Origin of the sequence: Crossiella sp. SN42 (genome assembly GCF_023897065.1) — a bacterium.
Lineage (GTDB): Bacteria > Actinomycetota > Actinomycetes > Mycobacteriales > Pseudonocardiaceae > Crossiella.
The window spans coordinates 59,639-77,616 of sequence record NZ_JAMHIV010000018.1 but is presented as its reverse complement, the minus strand read 5'-3'; the positions used below and the strand labels follow the sequence as shown (position 1 = coordinate 77,616).

Genomic DNA, 17,978 nt, shown 5'->3' with positions numbered 1-17,978 from the left:
GGTGCTGCTATAGTTCGCTCTATAGCAAACATAGCACCCGCTGGGAGTCGCATGCCCTTCGCTGACGAGCTGCTCGGACCCGAGGTCGCCGCCCGGCTGGTCGAGGCCGTCGCCCGGATCGTGCCCGGCAACCGCCTGCCCGCGCTGCGCCGGGCGGCCGACGGCCTGGCCGGGCTGAGCCTGCGCGAGCGCAGCGACCTGCTGGCCGGCGCGCTGCTGGCCGACCTGCCGGGGGACTATGCCGGCCTGGACCGACAGTTCCGGGAGCTGCTGACCGACCCGTCAGCGCAGGGCTGGCTGGTCTGGCCGGTCACCGAGGCGGTCACCGCCCGCGCGCTGGTCCAGGACCCACCCGCCATCACCCCGGCGCTGCACCTGCTGGCCGCGCTGACCCCCCGGCTGACCGCGGAGTTCGCCATCCGCCCGCTGCTGGCCGCCGACCTGGACCAGTGCCTGCCGATCGTGCGGTCCTGGACCGGGCACCCCGACGAGCACGTGCGGCGGCTGGCCAGCGAGGGCACCAGGGCGCACCTGCCCTGGGCGCGCAAGGTCCGGCCGATCCTGGACCAGCCCCACTGCACCATCCCGGTCCTGGACGCGCTCTACCGGGACGACAGCGAGTACGTGCGCCGCTCGGTGGCCAACCACCTCAACGACCTCAGCCGCGCCGAACCCGGCCTGGTGGTGGAAACCGCGGCCCGCTGGCTGGCCGAACCGGACGGCAACACCCCTCGGCTGGTCCGGCACGCACTGCGCACCCTGGTCAAGAAGGGACACCCGGAAGCCTTGGCGCTACTGGGTTTCCGCCCGGTCCCCGGGGTCACCGTGCTCGGCCCGGTGCTCACCGGAGCCACCGTCGCGCTCGGCGCGGACCTGCCGTTCGAGGTGACCCTGGAGAACACCGGCGCGGCGGCGGCGAACCTGGCCGTGGACTACGTGGTGCACCACCTCAAGGCCAACGGCGCGCGCACCCCGAAGGTGTTCAAGCTGACCACCTGCGTGCTGGCCCCCGGTGAGCGGATCACGTTGTCCCGCAAGCACTCCTTCCGCAAGATCAGCACCAGGGTGTACTACCCGGGCGAGCATCTGATCGAGGTGCAGGTCAACGGCACGGCCTTCGGGCGGACCGGGTTCCGGCTGCTCGGCTGAGCGCTACACTTGCTACATGACGGAGAAGCGGCGCGGCGGTGGGGCCAGGGACCGCCTGCTGCGCGCCGCCGCTGAGCTGCTGCACGACTCGCCGGACGGCACGGTCTCCACCAGGGCCGTCTGCGAGCGCGCCGGGGTGCAGGCGCCCACGCTGTACCACCACTTCGGCAGCAAGCAGGGGCTGCTGGACAGCGTGGTCAACTACGGCTTCAGCCAGTACCTGCACGAGCCGGGCGCCCCGGACGGCGACCCGGTGGCCGCGCTGCACCGGGGCTGGGACCAGCACGTCCGGTTCGGCCTGGAGCACCCCAAGTTCTACGTGCTGCTCTACGGCCAGATCGAGCCGGGCGTGCCCTGCTCGCTCACCAGCAGTGCCGAGGCCAGACTGCTGGAACTGCTTGCCGGGGTGGCCAAACAGGGCCGGCTGCGGGTGCCGCCGGAGGAGGCGGCCCGGCAGATCGTGGCCGCCAACATCGGGATCACCCTGAACCTGATCGCCCAGCCCGAGTCCGACCGGGACCTGGGACTCTCCGATCGCCTGCGGGACAACGTGATCGCCGCCCTGCTCACCGACACCCCGGCGGCCACCACGGTGCCGGGCGCGGCGGTGGCGCTGCTGGCCGCACTGGACGGCGACCCGGCGGACCTCAGCGAGGGCGAGGCGCACCTGCTGCGCGAGTGGCTGCGGCGCCTGGCCGCGCCGGTCACGACTCGCTGAAGGTCACCCGGTCCGGGTAGAAGGCCACGTGCTCCTTGATCTCCGCGACCGCCGGGTAGGGGTTCTCGTAGGTCCACACCGCGTTCTCGCCCCGCTGGCCCAGCGCGGGCAGGCTGAAGTAGTTCGCCTCGCCCTTGTACGGGCAGTAGGTCTGGTGCCCGGTGCGCTCGAACTGCTCCAGGCGCAGGTCCGCGCGCGGGATGTAGAGCGCCACCGGATACGTCGACTCCCGCAGCGCCAGGGCGTCGCGGGTGTCGGCGAGCACGGTGTCACCGGCGCGCACCACCACCCGGTCCGGGTGCGGCTCAACGGTGATCGGGTGGGCCGGCCCCGGGGTGAGGACCTTCTTCGCCGCCATGACACACCTCCACAGTCTCTTCAGCGGCAACCCCGGAGCCCTCCGTTTTGTTCCGACGGCTAGTTGCGGGAGGCGGTGGCGTGCAGCTGGGCCCGCAGTTCCGGGGTGAGCTGCGGCCCGACCCGTTCCACCAGCCGGGCCATCGCGTAGCCCACCATGCCGATGTCACAGGTCGGCGCGGCCAGTGCGGCCAGGCAGGAGCCGTCGCTGATGGTCATCAGGAACAGGTAGCCGCGTTCCATCGCCACCACGGTCTGCTTCACCGCGCCGGACTCGAAGCAGCGGGCCGCGCCCATGGTGAGGCTGACCAGGCCGGAGACCACGGCGGAGAGCTGCTGGGCGCGCTGGCCGGGCAGGCGGTTGGAGGTGGCCAGCAGCAGGCCGTCGGCGGAGAGGACCACCGCGTGCGAGACCCCCGCCGCCCGGTTGACGAAGTCGTCGACCAGCCAGTGGAAGTCGTCGAGTTGTTCGGTGTCGGTGCTCACTGCCGCTCCTTGTTCGCCAGAATCCGTTCATCCGCCTGCGGGTCACGGGGACCGTCCGGTTGGCTGGGGATGCCCGGCCGCGGCTCGTGGTGCCCGTTATCGCCAAAAGTCCCGGGCGGGGGAGTGTCCTCTGTGGACTCCCGGCCGTGCCGGACGCCCTTCTGGTAGGCGGAGAACCGGTCCCGCAGCTGCTCCGCCGAGGGGCCGCCCGCCGGTTTCGGCTGCGCCGGTTCGGCCAGCGCGTGCCGTCGCTGCGGCGAGGAACCGGGCACCAGCAAGGACTTCGGCACCCGCTTGGGCAGCCCGGCCTCGGTGGCCGGGTGCTCCACCGGGGTGGACAGCGCGGCCGCGGCCTGCCAGCCGTCGTCGGCGGGGGAGGCCCAGGTCGAGGTGACGCTCACCTGCGGCGTCTCCGGCCGGACCGGGCGCTGCGGCGCGGCCAGCGCCGGGATCTGCGGCTCCTCGGTGCCGCAGGAGGCGCTGAACCACTCCGAGAGGGTGAGCTCCCGCTGCGGCGTGCCGGCCCGGACGGTGGTGTCGCCCCGGCCGATGCGAACCCGGGGACGGGGGAGCGGGTTCGCATCGGTCCCGTTGCGGGGCAACGGATCCGGGACGACCGGGGCATCCTTCTTGTGCAGCAGCGCGGGCGGCAGGATGACCAGCGCGGTGGTGCCGCCCTCGAACTCGTCGTCCTTGAGCTGCACCGTGATCGAGTGCCGCTTGGCCAGCTCGCCGACCACGAACAGGCCCATCGCGCGGGTCACCGAGACGTCCACCTCGGGCGGGTCGGCCAGCCGCTGGTTGAACCGGGCCAGGTCCTCGCTGTTCATCCCGATGCCGCGGTCGCGGATCTTGATGACCAGCTTGCCGGAGCGGGTCATCACCGCGCGCACCGAGACCTTGGTGGTGGGCGGGGAGAACTCGGTCGCGTTGTCCAGCAGCTCGGCCACCAGGTGCGTGAGGTCGGTGACCACCCGGCCCTGGATCAGCGTCTCCGGCACCGGCAGCACCTCGATCCGGGCGTAGGCCTCCACTTCGGACAGTGCCGCGCCGATCACCTCGAACACCGGCACCGGCCGGGTCACCCAGCGCTCCGGGCTGGTGCCGGAGAGCACCAGCAGGTTCTCGCTGTTGCGGCGCATCCGGGTGGCCAGGTGGTCCAGCTCGAAGAGCCGGGCCAGGTGGTCGGGGTCCAGCTCCTCCTGCTCCAGGCGGTCGATCAGGTCGATCTGCCGCTCCACCATCTCCTGGCTGCGCCGGGACAGGTTGGTGAACATCTCGTTGACGTTGGCGCGCAAGGCCATCTCCGCCACCGCCAGCCGCACCGCTTCCTTGTGCACCACGTCGAAGGCGCGGGCCACCTGGCCCACCTCGTCGGTGGTGTGCACCGGCACCGGCGAGACCGCGGCCTCCGCCGAGGCCCTCGGGTCCTTCTCCGCGCGGATCCGGCGGATCGCCGCGGGCAGCCGTTCCCGCGCGATGTCCAGCGCCGCGCCGCGCAGTGCGCGCAGCGGCACCAGCATCCAGCGCGCCACCATGATCATCAACGCGAAGGTGGCCAGCAGCGCCAGCCCGACCAGCGCGGAGTCCCGGTACACCGCGGCCCGCGCGTCCGCGATCACGGTGACCACCGACTTCTCCGCCTGCTGCTGGATCTCGGTGAGCACCTGGGCGATCAGCTCCGCGGTGCGGTCGCCGTCGCGCAGCACCTCGCTGTCGGCGATGGTCACCGACTGTCCGGCCGCGGACTGCACCAGGGCCAGCTGCACCAACCGGTTCAGCCCGTCCACCGGCGGACCGCTGACGGTGTCCAGGTAGCGCTGCCGGTCGGCCAGGCTCGCGGTGGACTCGAACTCCGCCAGCGCCGCGTCGAACCGGGAGCGGGCCGCGCGCAGCGCCGCGGCCTGGCCCGGCGGGAACTCCTCGGCGCGGGCCGCGGCCAGCAGGATCGCGTTCTGCACCGCGAGCTGTTCCTTGGCATCGGCCAGCGCCTTGGTCGCGGAGGCCAGCGGGGTGAGCGTGGGGTCGTTGATACCGGCGGTGGCGGCCCGCTGCACCTGGGTGAGGGAGTCCAGGATCTGGGTGTAGCCGGTGATGGTCGCGCCCACCGGGTACTTGGTGCTCTGCACGGTGCGCCGCAGCGCGGTCAGCTTGTCCAGCGACTCCAGCGCGACGTCGTACGCCCCGCGCACGCCGCCGCCGACCGAGGTGGCGGCCGCGCCGAGCGCGCGCAGCTCGCCCAGCCGCAGGTCCACCGTGGCCATCCGGGAGTTGTGCTCCGGCGCGCCCGCGGCCCTGCCACTGGCCACGAAGGACACCGCGGCCTCGCGTTCCCGTTGCAGCGCGGTGCCGGTGGCCACCACCTTGCCCGCCAGTTGCAGCTCCTGCTGCACCGTGGCGAACCGGTCGACCTCGCCCAGCTGGCTGCTCAGCCGCAACCCGGCCAGGGTGACCGTGCTCAGCGCGGGCACCAGCAGCACCACCGCGAGCTTGCTGCGCAGTGGCCAGTTCCGCGGTGAGTAGCTCCGGCCGGTGTCCTGCTTGGTCCTGGCGTGCTCGCTCATGCCGGGCTCCCGCTGAGCAGCATCGGTTTGATGTCCATCGGCGCCTCTAGCAGTCCGTAGGTGCGCATGAGGTCGGCCACCCGCTGCAACCGGGTGGCTTCCATGCTGATCGGGTAGACCCCGAAGTGCACCAGGGCCGCGGTCTCCGGGTCGGTCTGGGCGTAACCGGGCAGCAGCGCCTCCACAGTGGACTTGCGCGCGGCGTCCTGCTGACCGCGGATCAGCGCCCGCCGGAAGGCCTCCACCGCGCGCGGGTGCGCCTTGGCGAAGGCCCCGGTGGTGGCGTACCCGGCGATCGGGATGTCCGCGGTGGGCCCGCTGGCCGCGTCCAGCACCGGCACCGCGCCCAGGGTGCGCTCGGCCTTGCTGATGAAGGGCTCCACCATGAACGCGGCGTCCACCTTCTTGCTCTGCAACGCCGCCTGCATGTCCGGGAACGGCATCTCCATGAAGGTCACTGTCTTCGGGTCCACGTTGTTGGCCTCCAGGGTGGCCCGCGCGGTCAGCTCCAGGATGTTCTTGAAGGTGTTGATGGCGATCTTCTTGCCCGCCAGGTCCTTCGGGCTCTTGATCGGCGAGTCCGGCCCGGTGAGCATCAGGAACATGTTGGCCCGCGCCTGGTAGCCGTCGGCGGCCAGCTTGATGCCGCCGGCGTTCTTGGCCGCGCCCTTGGCCTCGGTGGCGAAGAAGGACACCCAGTTGCCGAAGGTGAAGTCCAGCTCGTCCTTGAGTAGCCCCTGGATCCCGGCCGCCCCGCCCTGGATGGTGGTCAGCTCCACGGTCAGGCCCTCGGCGGCGAAGTAGCCCTTGGCCAGCGCGATGTGCACCGGGGCCACGTCCACCACGGGCATGATGCCGAGCCGGATCCGCTGCTCCTGCGCCGGAGCCCCGGAACCGCCGGATCCGCCTAGCACACCACATCCGGTGGTGGTGAGCAGAAAAGCCAGCAGCACTAGGAATAATCGCGGTCTGCGGGGTAGCGGGGTCATCTCGGGTTTTCCTAACTCGGCACGGCGACTGTGCGGGCGAAGGGGGGTCCGACGTAGTCCTCGGCGAGACTGGTCGCCGCGGCGGTGGAGCTGACGGTGTGGTGCAGCTGGGAGAGCTGGAGGTAGCGCTGGAACCGGTCGCCGTCCGGCGGGCGGTGCAGCATGTCGGTCATCAGCGAGGAGAACCGCTGCGCCCGCCACACCCGCCGCAGCGCGGTGTCCGAATAGGACTCGGCAGGCCGCTCGTCGTCCTCGGCCAGCAGCGCGGTGAGCGCGTCGGCCAGCAGCGCGACGTCGGCGATGGCCAGGTTCAGCCCCTTGGCGCCGGTGGGCGGCACGATGTGCGCGGCGTCCCCGGCCAGGAACAGCCGCCCGTGCCGCATCGGTTCGGCGACGAAGGCGCGCAGGTCGGTGTGGATGGTCTCCAGCACCTCACCCGGCCGGATCTCCTCGCCGAGCCGCGCGCTCAGCTCGCTCCACACCCGCTCCAGCGGCCAGTCCGCCGCGGTGTCCTCTGTGGACACCTGGAGGTAGAGCCTGCTGATCTCCGGGCTGCGCATGCTGGCCAGCGCGAAACCGCGGTCGTGCGCGGCGTAGACCACCTCGGACCGGGTCGGCGGGGTGCGGGCCAGGATGCCCAGCCAGGCAAAGGGATAGCGGTGTTCCAGCGCGGTCAGCGTGGGCGCGGCCGGGCGGGTGACGCCGTGGAAGCCGTCGCAGCCGGCGATGACCTCGCAGTCGAGCACCTGCGGGCGGCCGTGCCGGTCGGTGTAGTGGATCCACGGTGAGTCGGTCCTCAGCTCGTGCACGCTGACCTGGCTGACCTCGAACCGCAGGTCCCCGCCGTCCCGCAGCCGGGCCGCGATGAGGTCCTTGACCAGTTCCTGCTGCCCGTAGACGGTGACCGCCTTGCCGACCAGGTCGGCGAAGTCGATCCGGTGCTCCACCCCGTCGAAGCGCAGCAGGATGCCGTGGTGGGTCAGGCATTCCCGGTCCAGCCGCTCGGCGAGACCGGCCTCCCGCAACAGTTCCACGGTCGGGGCCTCCAGCACCCCGGCGCGGACCCGTTTCTCGACGTAGTCACGGCTGCGGGTCTCCAGGACCACCGAGTCGATCCCGTTGCGGTGCAGCAGGTGGGACAGGAGCAGACCGGCCGGTCCGGCGCCGACGATGCCAACCCTGGTGCGCACGAGCGGTTCCTCCTTTCCCTTATCGGGTCGCGGACGCTTTGGCCTTCTGGATCTGCTCGTAGACTTCTGTCCGCAGCTCGGCGAAGCGGGCCAGCGCGCGGGTGTGCAGCTGGTCGCGTTCCTCCGGCAGGTCGACGTGGATCTCCTGCTGCACCACCGTGGGCGCGCTGGAGAGCACGATCACCCGCTCGCCGAGGTAGACCGCCTCGTCGATGTCGTGGGTGACGAACAGGATGGTCACGCCCAGGTCCCGCCACACCCTGCGGATCAGGTCCTCCAGGTCGGCCCTGGTCTGGGCGTCCACCGCGGCGAAGGGCTCGTCCATCAGCAGCACCCTGGGCTGGTAGGCCACCGCGCGGGCGATGGCCACCCGCTGCTGCATGCCGCCGGAGAGCTGCCACGGGTAGGCGTCGTGGTCACCGGCCAGGTCCACCGCGGACAGCGCCAGCCTGCCGAGTCGTGCCCGTTCGGCCTTGGGCATCTTCTTCTGCCGCAACGGAAGCTGCACGTTCTCCCACACGGTGAGCCAGGGGAACAGGCTGCGCCCGTACTCCTGGAACACCATCGCCAGCTCCACCGGCGGCCCGGTCACCGTCTTCCCGTTCACCGCGACGGATCCGGCCGTGGGTGGCAGCAGGCCGGACAGGCATTTGAGCAGGGTCGTCTTGCCGCAGCCGGACGGGCCGACCAGGCAGACCAGCTCACCGGGCGCGACCTCGAAGCTGACCTCGCGGACCGCCTCCACCGTCCGGTTCTCCCCGGGGTAGACCTTGTGCAGCTCGTGCACCGTGAGCATGCCTTGCCTCGCCTCCGTGACGTCTCGGCTCATCCGTCGTCCCGCTGGGCGCGACGCAGACCGAGGTACCAGGACAGCGCGCGGCGTTCGGCCACGCGGAACAGCAGGGACAGCGCGACGCCGAGCAGTCCGAGCAGGATGATGCCGCTCCACATCTCCGGGATCGCGAAACCGCGCTGGAAGGAGATGATCGTGAAGCCCAAACCGTTGGTGGCGGCGAACATCTCGCTCACCACCATCAGGATCACCGCGATGGACAGCGCCTGCCGCAACCCGGTGAAGATGCGCGGGCTGGCCGAGCGCAGCACCAGGTGCCACAGCACGGTCCGCCCGGACAGCCGGTAGAGCCGGGCGGTGTCCCGCAGCACCTCGTCGATGCCGCGCACGCCCTCCACGGTGTTGAGCAGGACCGGCCACACCGCGCCCGCGGCGATGACGGTGATCTTCATCGTGTCCTCGATGCCCGCGAACAGCATCAGGATCGGCACCAGCACCGGTGGCGGGATGGCGCGGAAGAACTCCAGCACCGGTTCGGTGGCCAGCCGCACCGTCCTGGACAGTCCGATCAGGACACCCAGGCCGATCCCGGCCAGCGCGGCCAGGGTGAATCCGGCGGCGAGGCGACCGAGGCTGGGCAGCACGTCGTTGAGCAGCCGCTCGGAGAACCACACCTCGCCGAAGGTGGCCAGGATCCGGGAAAGTGGTGGGAGGTAGATGTTCTGGCTGCCTTCGGAGGTCAGCCACCACAGGCCGAAGAGGACTCCCGGCAGCCCCGCCGCGTAGGCGAGGCGTCGGAGCAGTCTGGCGGTCACCGGACCGAGTCACCTCGCACGGCCGGATGCCAGGCCAGCACACGTCGTTCCACCGCCCGGAAAACCAGGTTGAGGAGCATGCCGACCAGACCGGTCACCAGCACCAGCGCGTACAGCGTGGCCACCGCGCCGCTGGACTGGGCCAGCGCGATCTGCCTGCCCAGTCCGGGAGAACCGATGATGAGCTCACCGGTGACCGCGAGCACCAGCGCGACACTCGCGCCCAGCCGCACCCCGGTGAGCACGTAGGGCAGGGCGCTGGGCCACACCACGTGCCGCACCCTGGCCAGCGCGCCCAGCCGGAACACCGTGGCGGTGTCGCGGGCCACCGGGTCCACATCGCGCACCCCGGCGATCACCTGCACCAGCACCTGCCAGAACGCCGCGTACACCACCAGCAGCAGGGTGGAGCGCAGGTCGGTGCCGAACAGCAGCACCGCCAGCGGCACCAGCGCGACCGAGGGGATCGGCCGGAGGAACTCCACGGTGGAGGCGGTGGCCTGCCGCACCACCGGCAGCAGCCCGATCGGCACGCCGAGCAGGATGCCGCCGGCCACCGCGAGCAGCAGGCCGATGGCCCAGCCGCGCAGGGTTTCGTAGAGGGAGAACCAGAACACCGGACTGGCCGCCTCGGCGCCGAGCGCGCCGAGCACCTCGGTCAGCGGTGGCAGGTACACAGTGGACACCAGCCCGAGACGCGGCGCCAGCTCCAGCACGACCGCCAGCCCCGCCACGCCGAGCGCGCCGAGGGTGGTGGCCGAGGTGCCGGCGCCGCGCACCGGGGAGGTGAGGATCATGGCAGCAGGGCGGTCAGGTCGGGCTTTCCGGAGACGAGGCCGTCCTGCGGGGCGAGCTCGGCCAGGGTGGCCACGGACTCGCGGTTCACCTCGGCGGGCCAGTCGGGCAGGGTCAGGCTGGCCACCTGCTCTTTGGTGATCTTGGTGTAGCCGGTGATGGCCTGCCGCGCCTCCTCCGGGTGGGCCTGGGCGTAGGTCGAGGACTCGTTGGCCGCCTCGGTGAACTTGCGCACCAGGTCCGGTTGCTCGCTCCGCAGCTTGGCCGAGGTGAAGTAGGCCGCCACGCTGAGCTTGGGCGCGGTGTCCACGAAGTTCCAGGCCACCACCCTGGCGCCCTGGTTCTTGGCCATGGTGAGGAAGGGTTCCACCACCCAGGCCGCGTCCACGTTGCCCTTGGCCAGCGCCGCGGGCATGTCCGGGAAGGCCAGCTCGGTGAACTTCACCGCCGCCGCCTCGCCCCCGGCCTTGCGCACCGAGGCGCGCACCGTGGTGTCGCCGATGTTCTTCAGGGTGTTCACCGCGACACTGCGGCCGGCCAGGTCCTTCGCGCTCTGCACCGGGGAGTCGCCGCGCACCACCACCGCGCCGAAGTCGGCGCCGGACTTGCCGGTGGAGGAGGTGCCGTTGGCCACCACCTTGACGTCCAGGCCCTTGTCCCTGGCCACCAGCAGCGAGGTCATGTTGCTGAAGCCGAAGGTGAGCTGACCGCTCATCACCCCTGGCAGGATGGCCGCGCCGCCCTGGCCGGTCTCCAAACGCAGGTCGATCCCCCGTTTGGCGAAGAAACCCTTTTCTTTGCCTAGGTAGATGGGTGCCACGTCGATGACCGGCACGACCCCCAGACTGACCGGGGTGGTCGCGCCGCTGGTGCCGGAACCGTCGCCACCACCGGCGACAGGGGAGGCGCAGCCGCTGAGAGCCAGTGCGCCGGATAGTGCGAAAGCAGTGGTACGCAGGGAAAACCTGGTGGTCACAACCTGCCGGGTCGCTGGAATGGGAATTTCGTGTGGGGTTCGCCGCCGCAGCACCCCGGCGATGCTAGGGGTTCCCGCATTTCCGGGAAATCGTCCATCCGGGTCGGACTCAAAACACTGAATGTCCATTGTGGACTGGTTCAGCAGCGTGAAAATCCCATGTGGAATCGGTTGCACGGCAATGTGGAATCGGTTGCGCGACTGGACCGCGGCCGCCGGACTGGACCATGCTGGGGTGTGCTGTTGCGTCAACTGGAGTACTTGGTCGCGCTCGCCAGGGAGCGGCACTTCGGTCGCGCCGCCGCGGCTTGCCACGTCTCGCAACCTTCGCTGTCCTCGGCGATCCGTGCCCTGGAGAAGGAACTGGGCACGCCGCTGGTGGACCGGGGCCGCAAGTTCGACGGCCTGACTGCGGAGGGTGAGCGGGTTCTGCTGTGGGCGCACCGCATCCTGGCCGAACGGGACGCCCTCCAGGACGAGCTGACGGAGATGCGCCAGGGGCTCACCGGCACGGTCCGGATCGGCGCCATCCCCACCGCGCTCACCGCGGTCTCGTTGCTGACAGCCCCGTTCTGCCAACGACATCCGCACGCCAGGGTGAGCATCCGGTCACTGTCCTCTCGGGACATCGCGCACGGCCTGGCCGAGTTCGAGCTGGACGCCGGACTGACCTATTTGGACGGTGAGCCGCTGGGCCGGGTCCGGCGACTCCCCGTATACGAGGAACGCTATCTCTTGCTCGCGCCGAGCGACAGTGATCTTGCTCGTCAGGGTTCGGCGGGCTGGGCCGAGGCGGCCGCGGTGCCGCTGTGCCTGCTGTCGCCGCAGATGCGCAACCGCCGGATCCTGGACGAGCTCTTCGCCGCCGCGGGCGCCACCGTCGCGCCCGCGGTGGAGACCGACTCGGTGGCCGCGCTGTACGCGCACGTGGCCACCCGGACCTGGTACTCGGTCATCTCGCACGCCTGGCTGCACATGTTCGGCGTGCCGGCCGGGATGCGCGCGCTGCCCCTGTACGGCACCGCGCAGACCCCGCGGGTCGGCCTGGTCACGGCGGCCCGCGACCCGGAGGCGCCGATGGCCGCGGCGCTGGCCGAGGTGGCCCGCGTGGTGGATGTGCGCGGCGAGCTGGACCGCGTCGCGCGCGCCCACCTGTCATAGCCCCGGCCTATCGGTTGACAGGGACAAACGCTTTGACCTGCGTCGTTGCCGCACTGAACGCTCGGTAGGGCAAGGGAAACCTACCCAGTGCGAGGAGAAGGCGACATGGCGAAGGTGCTGTGCGTGCTCTACGACGACCCGGTCGACGGCTACCCGACCGGCTATGCCAGGGACGGCTTGCCGCACCTGGACCGCTATCCGGACGGCCAGACCCTGCCCAGTCCCCGGGCCATCGACTTCACCCCCGGCGCGCTGCTGGGCAGCGTCTCCGGCGAGCTCGGGCTGCGCCGGTTCCTGGAGAGCAGGGGGCACACCCTGGTGGTGACCTCGGACAAGGACGGCCCGGACTCGGTGTTCGAACGCGAGCTGGCCGACGCCGACGTGGTGATCTCCCAGCCGTTCTGGCCCGCCTACCTGACCGCGCAGCGGATCGCCAAGGCCGCCAACCTCAAGCTCGCGGTCACCGCGGGCATCGGCTCCGACCACGTGGACCTGGCCGCCGCGATCGAGGCCGGGGTGACCGTCGCCGAGGTCACCTACTGCAACAGCATCAGCGTGGCCGAGCACGTGCTGATGATGATCCTCAGCTTGGTCCGCAATTACCTGCCGTCGCATCAGATCGTCCGGGACGGCGCCTGGCACATCGCGGACGCGGTGGCCCGCTCCTACGACCTGGAGGGCATGCACGTCGGCACGGTCGCCGCCGGGCGGATCGGGTTGGCCGTGCTGCGCAGGCTCAAGCCCTTCGACGTGCACCTGCACTACACCGACCGCCACCGCCTGCCCGCCGAGCTGGAGCGGGAGCTGGGCCTGACCTTCCACCCGGACGCCGCCAGCATGGTCCCGCACTGCGACGTGGTCACCATCAACGCGCCGCTGCACCCGGAGACCGAGGGGCTCTTCGGTGAGCAGCTCATCGCCACCATGCGCCGCGGCGCCTACCTGATCAACACCGCCAGGGCCAAGATCGCCGACGAGCAGGCCGTGGTCCGGGCACTGGAGTCCGGCCACCTGGCCGGTTACGCGGGTGACGTCTGGTACCCGCAACCGGCCCCCGCCGACCACCCGTGGCGGAGCATGCCGCACCACGGCATGACCCCGCACATCTCCGGCTCCTCGCTGTCCGCGCAGACCCGCTACGCCGCGGGCACCAGGGAGATCCTGGAGAACTTCTTCGATGGTTCCCCGATCCGCGAGGAGTACCTGATCGTGGAGGGCGGCAGGCTGGCGGGCACCGGCGCGCGCTCCTACTCCACTCGCTGAGCCCCCTCGGGCACGATGCGCCCATGGCCACGTTCGAATACACCGCCAACCCGGCCCGGATCCTCTTCGGCCCCGGCACCCTGGCTCGGCTGCCCGAGGAGGTCCGCGCGCTCGGCGGCAGCCGGGTCCTGCTGATCGGCTCGCCCCGCTCGGCCGACCGGGCGGCCGGGCTGCTCGGCCCGCTGCTGGCCGCCCGCTTCGAACGCCCGGTCCCGCACACCCCGGTCGGGGTCACCGGGACCGCGCTGGCACTGGTGCGGGAGCACGGCGTCGACTGCCTGGTCGCCATCGGCGGCGGCTCGGCCATCGGGCTGGCCAAGGCCCTGGCCCTGCGCACCGGCCTGCCGCAGGTCGTGCTGCCCACCACCTACGCGGGTTCCGAGGTCACCGCGGTGCTCGGCCAGACCGACCAGGGCGGCAAGACCACGCTGACCTCGCCGGAGGTGTTGCCCGAGACGGTCCTCTACGACGTCGAGCTGACCCTCGCCCTGCCGCCCCGCCGGTCGGTCACCAGCGGCGTCAACGCCCTCGCGCACGCCGTGGAGGCCCTGTACGCGCCGCAGGCCAACCCGGTCACCGACCGGCTGGCGGTGGAGGCGATCACCCGTCTCGGCCGCGCCCTGCCCCGCATCGCCGCAGACCCGGCCGACCTGGCCGCCCGCGCCGAGGCGTTGCAGGGCGCGTGGCTGGCCGGCACCTGCCTCGGTTCGGTCGGCATGGGCCTGCACCACAAGCTCTGCCACACCCTCGGCGGCGCCTTCGACCTGCCACACGCGGAAACCCACACGGTGTTGCTGCCGCACGCCATGGCCTACAACGCCCCGGCGGCCCCAGCCGCGATGAGCCAGGTCGCCGAGGCCCTCGGCGTCACCGACGCGCCCCGCGGCGTGCACGAGCTGGTCCTCCGCCTCGGCGGCCCCACCTCGCTGCGCGAACTGGGGCTGGCCGCCGCCGATCTGCCGCGTGCGGTCGAGCTGGCCACCGCCACCCCGTACCCCAACCCGCGCCCGCTCACCGCCGAGGGCATCGCCGCCTTGCTTGAGGACGCCTGGCACGGTCGCGCCCCGGCCGCAGCAGGCCCGCCCGACCTGCGCCCCGACGGGGGAGTGGCCTGAGCGAAGTCACCGCCGGGCCCGCAGGTCCTCCTCGATCCCCTTGCAGGCCACCAGCAAGCGCGGCAACAACTCCGCCTCCATCGCCCCCGCCGACACCCGGCTGGCGTGCGTGGCGATGTTCGCCGCGGCCACCACCCGCCCGGCCCGGTCCCGGATCGGCGCGGCGACCGACCGCAGCCCCTCCTCCAGCTCCTGGTCCACCACCGCCCAGCCCTGTGCCCGCACCACCCGCAGCTGCTCCCGCAACCGCTCCGCCGAGGTGATCGTCCGCGAGGTCAGCCGGGTCAGCCCGCTGGCCGCCAGCGCCGCGTCCAGCTCCGGTTCGTCCAGCTCCGCCAGCAACACCTGGCCCATCGAGGTCGCGAACGCCGGGAACCGGGTGCCCACGCTGATGCCGACCGTCATGATCCGGGACACCGCCGCCCGCGCCACGTACACGACATGGCCGCCGTCGAGCACCGACACCGAGCTGGACTCGCCGACCTCGGCCGACAACCGCTCCAGGTGCGGCTGCGCCACCTCCGGCAGCGACTGGCTGGACAGGTAGGCGTACCCCAGCTCCAGCACCCGGGCGGTCAGCGTGAACTGCTTGCCGTCGGTGCGCACATAGCCCAGGTCCACCAGCGTCAACAGGAACCGCCGGGCCGCGGCCCTGGTCATCCCGGTCTCCCTGGCCACCTCGCTGAGGGTCAGCTCCGGCCGGTCGGGCCCGAACGCGGTGATCACCGCCAGCCCGCGCGCCAACGACTGCACGTGGTGCGCGCCCCACTCCGCCTGCTCCATCTCACTCCTGCTCACGCCTGCAACACCACGGCCAGGCCCTGCCCGACCCCGATGCACAGTGTGGCAAGCCCCCAACCGCCACCGGCACGCCGCAGCCGGTAAGCCAGCTGCGCGAGCAACCGCCCGCCCGAGGCGCCCAGCGGATGACCCAGCGCGATCGCCCCGCCGTCGGCGTTGACGATCTCCGGATCCAGCTCCGGCCAGGCGCGCAGGCAGGCCAGCGCCTGCGCCGCGAACGCCTCGTTCAGCTCAACCGCGGTCAGGTCCGACCATCCGATCCCGGCCCGCCGCAACGCGATCTCCGCCGCCCGCACCGGCCCCAGCCCGAACACATCCGGATCCACCCCGGCCGCGCCCCGCCCCGCGATCCTCGCCAACGGCGTCACGCCCAGCCGTCGTGCGGCCGCCTCATCGCCCAGCAACAACGCCGAAGCGCCGTCGTTCAGCGGCGAGGAGTTCCCGGCCGTGACTGTCCCTTGTGGACGGAACACCGGCTTCAGCCCGGCCAGCTTGGCCGCCGTCGTGTCGGCCCGGATGCTCTCATCCCGAGCCAGCTCGACGCCCGGCACCGGCACCACGTGGTCGTCGTAGTGCCCCGCGTCCCAGGCCGCCGCGGCCAGCCGGTGACTGCGCAACGCGAACTCGTCCTGGCTCGCTCTGTCCACTTCGGACCGTTCGGCCAGGATCTCGGTGCTCTCGCCCAGCGACACCGTCCACTGCCGCGGCATCGCCGGGTTCACCATCCGCCACCCCAGCGTCGTGGAGTGCAGGGTCGCGTCGGCGGCCGGGAAACCCTTGGTGGGCTTGGGCAGCACCCACGGGGCCCGGCTCATCGACTCCACCCCGCCGACGGCCACCAGTGACGCGTCACCCACCGCGATCATCCGCGAGGCGTGCATCGCCGCGTCCAGGCTCGACCCGCACAAGCGGTTCACCGTGGTCCCCGGCACCGAGGTCGGCCACCCGGCCAGCAGCGCGGCCATCCGCGCCACGTTCCGGTTGTCCTCGCCGGACTGGTTGGCCGCCCCGAAAACCACCTCGTCGACCTCGCCAGGGTCAAACCCGGTCCGCTCGGTCAACGACCGCAACACCAGCGCCGCCAGGTCATCCGGCCGAACTCCCGACAGCGCACCGCCGTGCCGCCCGAACGGGGTCCGCAGACCGTCCAGCAGGAACACCTCGGTCATGACCGCCCCTTCAGCTCCCGCAACGCCGCCAGCTCCGCCGCGGTCGGCGCGGGCGTCTCACCCAGCTCGGGGGAGACCCGCAACTCCCACCCGGTGGCCGCGCGCACCTGCTCCACCGACACACCCGGGTGCACCTGCGTCAGCGTCAGTTCCCGCGTCTCCGGATCCGGCCGCATCACCCCGAGATCCGTGATCACCGTTGTGGGACCGGCTCCAGTCAACCCCAGCCGCTCCCGATCACCAGCGCCACGCCCGTGTCCGACCGAGGTCACGAAGTCCACCCGCTCGACGAAGCTGCGCCGGGTCTGCCGCACCACCACGAAGACCTCCCGGCAGGACGCCGCGATCTCCGGCGCGCCACCGGCTCCCGGCAGCCGCACCTTGGGGTCCTGGTAGTCCCCGACCACGGTCGTGTTGATGTTGGCGAACCGGTCCAGCTGCGCCGCCCCCAGGAAGCCCACGTCGATCCGTCCGGGCTGCAACCAGTAGTTGAACACCTCGGGCACGCTGATCACCGCATCCGCAGTCTCGCCGAGGATGCCGTCCCCGATCGAGGCGGGCAGCCGGTCCGGCTTGGACCCCAGGGTGCCCGACTCGTAGATCAGCACCAGTTCCGGCGCGTGCGTCAGGCGCGCCAGGTTCGCGGCGGTGGAAGGAAGTCCGATCCCGACGAAGCACCGGACGCCGTCCCGCAACGCCCGCGAGGCGGCCACCGTCATCATCTCATCCGCGGTGTACCCGCTCATCCGATCCTCCCGGCCGGGGCGAAGACGTTGTCCCGCAACCACTCCTGGAACCGTTCCCGGTCCCGCGAGATCGGGTCCCAGTCCTGGTACCACTGGTTGTCCCGCTCGGAATAGCCTTGCGCGTAGGAGGGATGGGCTCCACCGGGCACCACCGCCACCCGGCTGACCACCCAGGACGGCAGCACGATCGCCCCCGGCACCGGTGTCAGCTTCTCCACCACCTCCTCAACGGTGACCAAGCTCCGCCGAGCCGCCAGCACCGCTTCTTTCTGCACCCCGAGCAGCCCCCACAGCTGCACGTTGCCGCGCCGATCGGCCCGCTGCGCGTGCACCACGGTCACATCCGGGTTCAGCGCGGGCACCGCGGCCAGCCGCTCCCCGGTGAACGGGCAGTCGATCGCCCGGATCGTCGAGGTCACCGAGCCGAGATCGGTCCCGGAATAGCCGCGCAGCACCGCGAACGGCAACCCGGAAGCCCCGGCGACATAGCGGTTGGCCATCCCCGCGTGGCTGTGTTCCTCCAGCTCCAATGCCCGGGGCCACGCGTGCTCCACCGCGTCCCGGAACCGGTGCAGCGACCCCACCCCGGGATTGCCGCCCCAGGAGAAGACCAGCTTCCGCGCGCAGCCGGCCCCGATCAGCTGGTCGTACACCAGGTCCGGCGTCATCCGGACCAGGGTCAGGTCGCGCCGTCCCTGCCGGATGATCTCCCGCCCGGCCGCCATCGGGATCAGGTGGGTGAACCCCTCCAGCGCGACGACATCCCCGTCCCGCACCAGCTCGCTGACCCCGTCCGCCAGCGACACGATCTCCGCCATCGCCCGCTCCAATGTTCGCATAGCGCACACAAGTTCTACATCCGAACATAGTCCCGCCCGGAAACCCCGTCAA

General features: G+C 71.6%; 18 protein-coding genes. 5 read left to right on the top strand and 13 right to left on the bottom strand.

Annotated elements, in window-relative coordinates; all coding sequences use genetic code 11:
• The first annotated feature begins 51 nt into the window (after positions 1–51).
• Positions 52–1,149: a DNA alkylation repair protein gene (locus tag M8C13_RS22140; RefSeq protein WP_252482572.1), complete on the top strand. Its 1,098-nt coding sequence runs from the start codon at positions 52–54 to the stop codon at positions 1,147–1,149.
• A gap of 16 nt (positions 1,150–1,165) precedes the next feature.
• On the top strand, positions 1,166–1,867 hold the full coding sequence (locus M8C13_RS22135; protein WP_252482571.1) for a TetR/AcrR family transcriptional regulator: 702 nt from the start codon (positions 1,166–1,168) through the stop codon (positions 1,865–1,867).
• Here M8C13_RS22135 and M8C13_RS22130 read toward each other — a convergent pair.
• From M8C13_RS22130 to M8C13_RS22090, 9 genes are all read right to left on the bottom strand, one after another.
• Entirely contained in the window at positions 1,854–2,225 is a 372-nt protein-coding gene (locus tag M8C13_RS22130; RefSeq protein ID WP_252482570.1) for a DUF427 domain-containing protein, read from the bottom strand. The genes M8C13_RS22135 and M8C13_RS22130 overlap by 14 nt on opposite strands.
• A 59-nt stretch (positions 2,226–2,284) precedes the next feature.
• Entirely contained in the window at positions 2,285–2,710 is a 426-nt protein-coding gene (locus tag M8C13_RS22125; RefSeq protein WP_252482569.1) for a roadblock/LC7 domain-containing protein, read from the bottom strand.
• Positions 2,707–5,274, bottom strand: a complete 2,568-nt coding sequence (locus tag M8C13_RS22120; protein WP_252482568.1) for a nitrate- and nitrite sensing domain-containing protein — start codon at positions 5,272–5,274, stop codon at positions 2,707–2,709. Before M8C13_RS22120 ends, M8C13_RS22125 begins: the two co-directional genes overlap by 4 nt.
• Positions 5,271–6,188, bottom strand: coding sequence for an ABC transporter substrate-binding protein (locus M8C13_RS22115; RefSeq protein ID WP_252482567.1), 918 nt, complete (start codon positions 6,186–6,188; stop codon positions 5,271–5,273). Before M8C13_RS22115 ends, M8C13_RS22120 begins: the two co-directional genes overlap by 4 nt.
• 86 nt (positions 6,189–6,274) lie before the next feature.
• The gene (locus M8C13_RS22110) at positions 6,275–7,453 is read right to left on the bottom strand and encodes a 4-hydroxybenzoate 3-monooxygenase (RefSeq protein WP_252482566.1); all 1,179 of its coding nucleotides are present in this window, start codon (positions 7,451–7,453) and stop codon (positions 6,275–6,277) included.
• A 19-nt stretch (positions 7,454–7,472) separates the two neighbouring features.
• Complete coding sequence (locus M8C13_RS22105) at positions 7,473–8,282, bottom strand: ABC transporter ATP-binding protein (protein WP_252482565.1); 810 nt, start codon at positions 8,280–8,282, stop codon at positions 7,473–7,475.
• Positions 8,279–9,061, bottom strand: coding sequence for an ABC transporter permease (locus M8C13_RS22100; protein WP_252482564.1), 783 nt, complete (start codon positions 9,059–9,061; stop codon positions 8,279–8,281). Before M8C13_RS22100 ends, M8C13_RS22105 begins: the two co-directional genes overlap by 4 nt.
• Entirely contained in the window at positions 9,058–9,858 is an 801-nt protein-coding gene (locus tag M8C13_RS22095; RefSeq protein WP_252482563.1) for an ABC transporter permease, read from the bottom strand. The genes M8C13_RS22100 and M8C13_RS22095 overlap by 4 nt, the downstream gene beginning before the upstream one ends.
• Complete coding sequence (locus tag M8C13_RS22090; RefSeq protein WP_374213116.1) at positions 9,855–10,832, bottom strand: ABC transporter substrate-binding protein; 978 nt, start codon at positions 10,830–10,832, stop codon at positions 9,855–9,857. Before M8C13_RS22090 ends, M8C13_RS22095 begins: the two co-directional genes overlap by 4 nt.
• A gap of 237 nt (positions 10,833–11,069) precedes the next feature.
• Here M8C13_RS22090 and M8C13_RS22085 point away from each other — a divergent pair, with 237 nt between their 5' ends.
• From M8C13_RS22085 to M8C13_RS22075, 3 genes are all read left to right on the top strand, one after another.
• A complete protein-coding gene (locus M8C13_RS22085) occupies positions 11,070–11,993 on the top strand; it encodes a LysR family transcriptional regulator (RefSeq protein ID WP_252482561.1) in 924 nt (307 codons plus the stop codon).
• 105 nt (positions 11,994–12,098) lie between these two features.
• Positions 12,099–13,256 carry an NAD-dependent formate dehydrogenase gene (locus tag M8C13_RS22080; RefSeq protein WP_252482560.1) on the top strand — a complete coding sequence of 386 codons (1,158 nt, stop codon included), beginning with the start codon at positions 12,099–12,101 and terminating at the stop codon, positions 13,254–13,256.
• A gap of 23 nt (positions 13,257–13,279) precedes the next feature.
• Positions 13,280–14,371: a maleylacetate reductase gene (locus M8C13_RS22075; RefSeq protein ID WP_252482559.1), complete on the top strand. Its 1,092-nt coding sequence runs from the start codon at positions 13,280–13,282 to the stop codon at positions 14,369–14,371.
• Positions 14,372–14,377: 6 nt separating this feature from the next.
• On the opposite strand, the gene M8C13_RS22070 is transcribed toward M8C13_RS22075, so the two are convergent.
• The 4 genes from M8C13_RS22070 to M8C13_RS22055 are packed head-to-tail and all read right to left on the bottom strand — an operon-like array spanning position 14,378 to position 17,905.
• Positions 14,378–15,154: an IclR family transcriptional regulator C-terminal domain-containing protein gene (locus tag M8C13_RS22070; protein WP_252482693.1), complete on the bottom strand. Its 777-nt coding sequence runs from the start codon at positions 15,152–15,154 to the stop codon at positions 14,378–14,380.
• An 11-nt stretch (positions 15,155–15,165) separates the two neighbouring features.
• On the bottom strand, positions 15,166–16,341 hold the full coding sequence (locus M8C13_RS22065; RefSeq protein WP_252482558.1) for a thiolase family protein: 1,176 nt from the start codon (positions 16,339–16,341) through the stop codon (positions 15,166–15,168).
• Positions 16,338–17,087, bottom strand: a complete 750-nt coding sequence (locus tag M8C13_RS22060) for a CoA-transferase subunit beta (protein WP_252482557.1) — start codon at positions 17,085–17,087, stop codon at positions 16,338–16,340. The genes M8C13_RS22065 and M8C13_RS22060 overlap by 4 nt, the downstream gene beginning before the upstream one ends.
• Entirely contained in the window at positions 17,084–17,905 is an 822-nt protein-coding gene (locus M8C13_RS22055) for a CoA transferase subunit A (RefSeq protein WP_252482556.1), read from the bottom strand. The genes M8C13_RS22060 and M8C13_RS22055 overlap by 4 nt, the downstream gene beginning before the upstream one ends.
• Between the last annotated feature and the right edge of the window lie 73 nt (positions 17,906–17,978).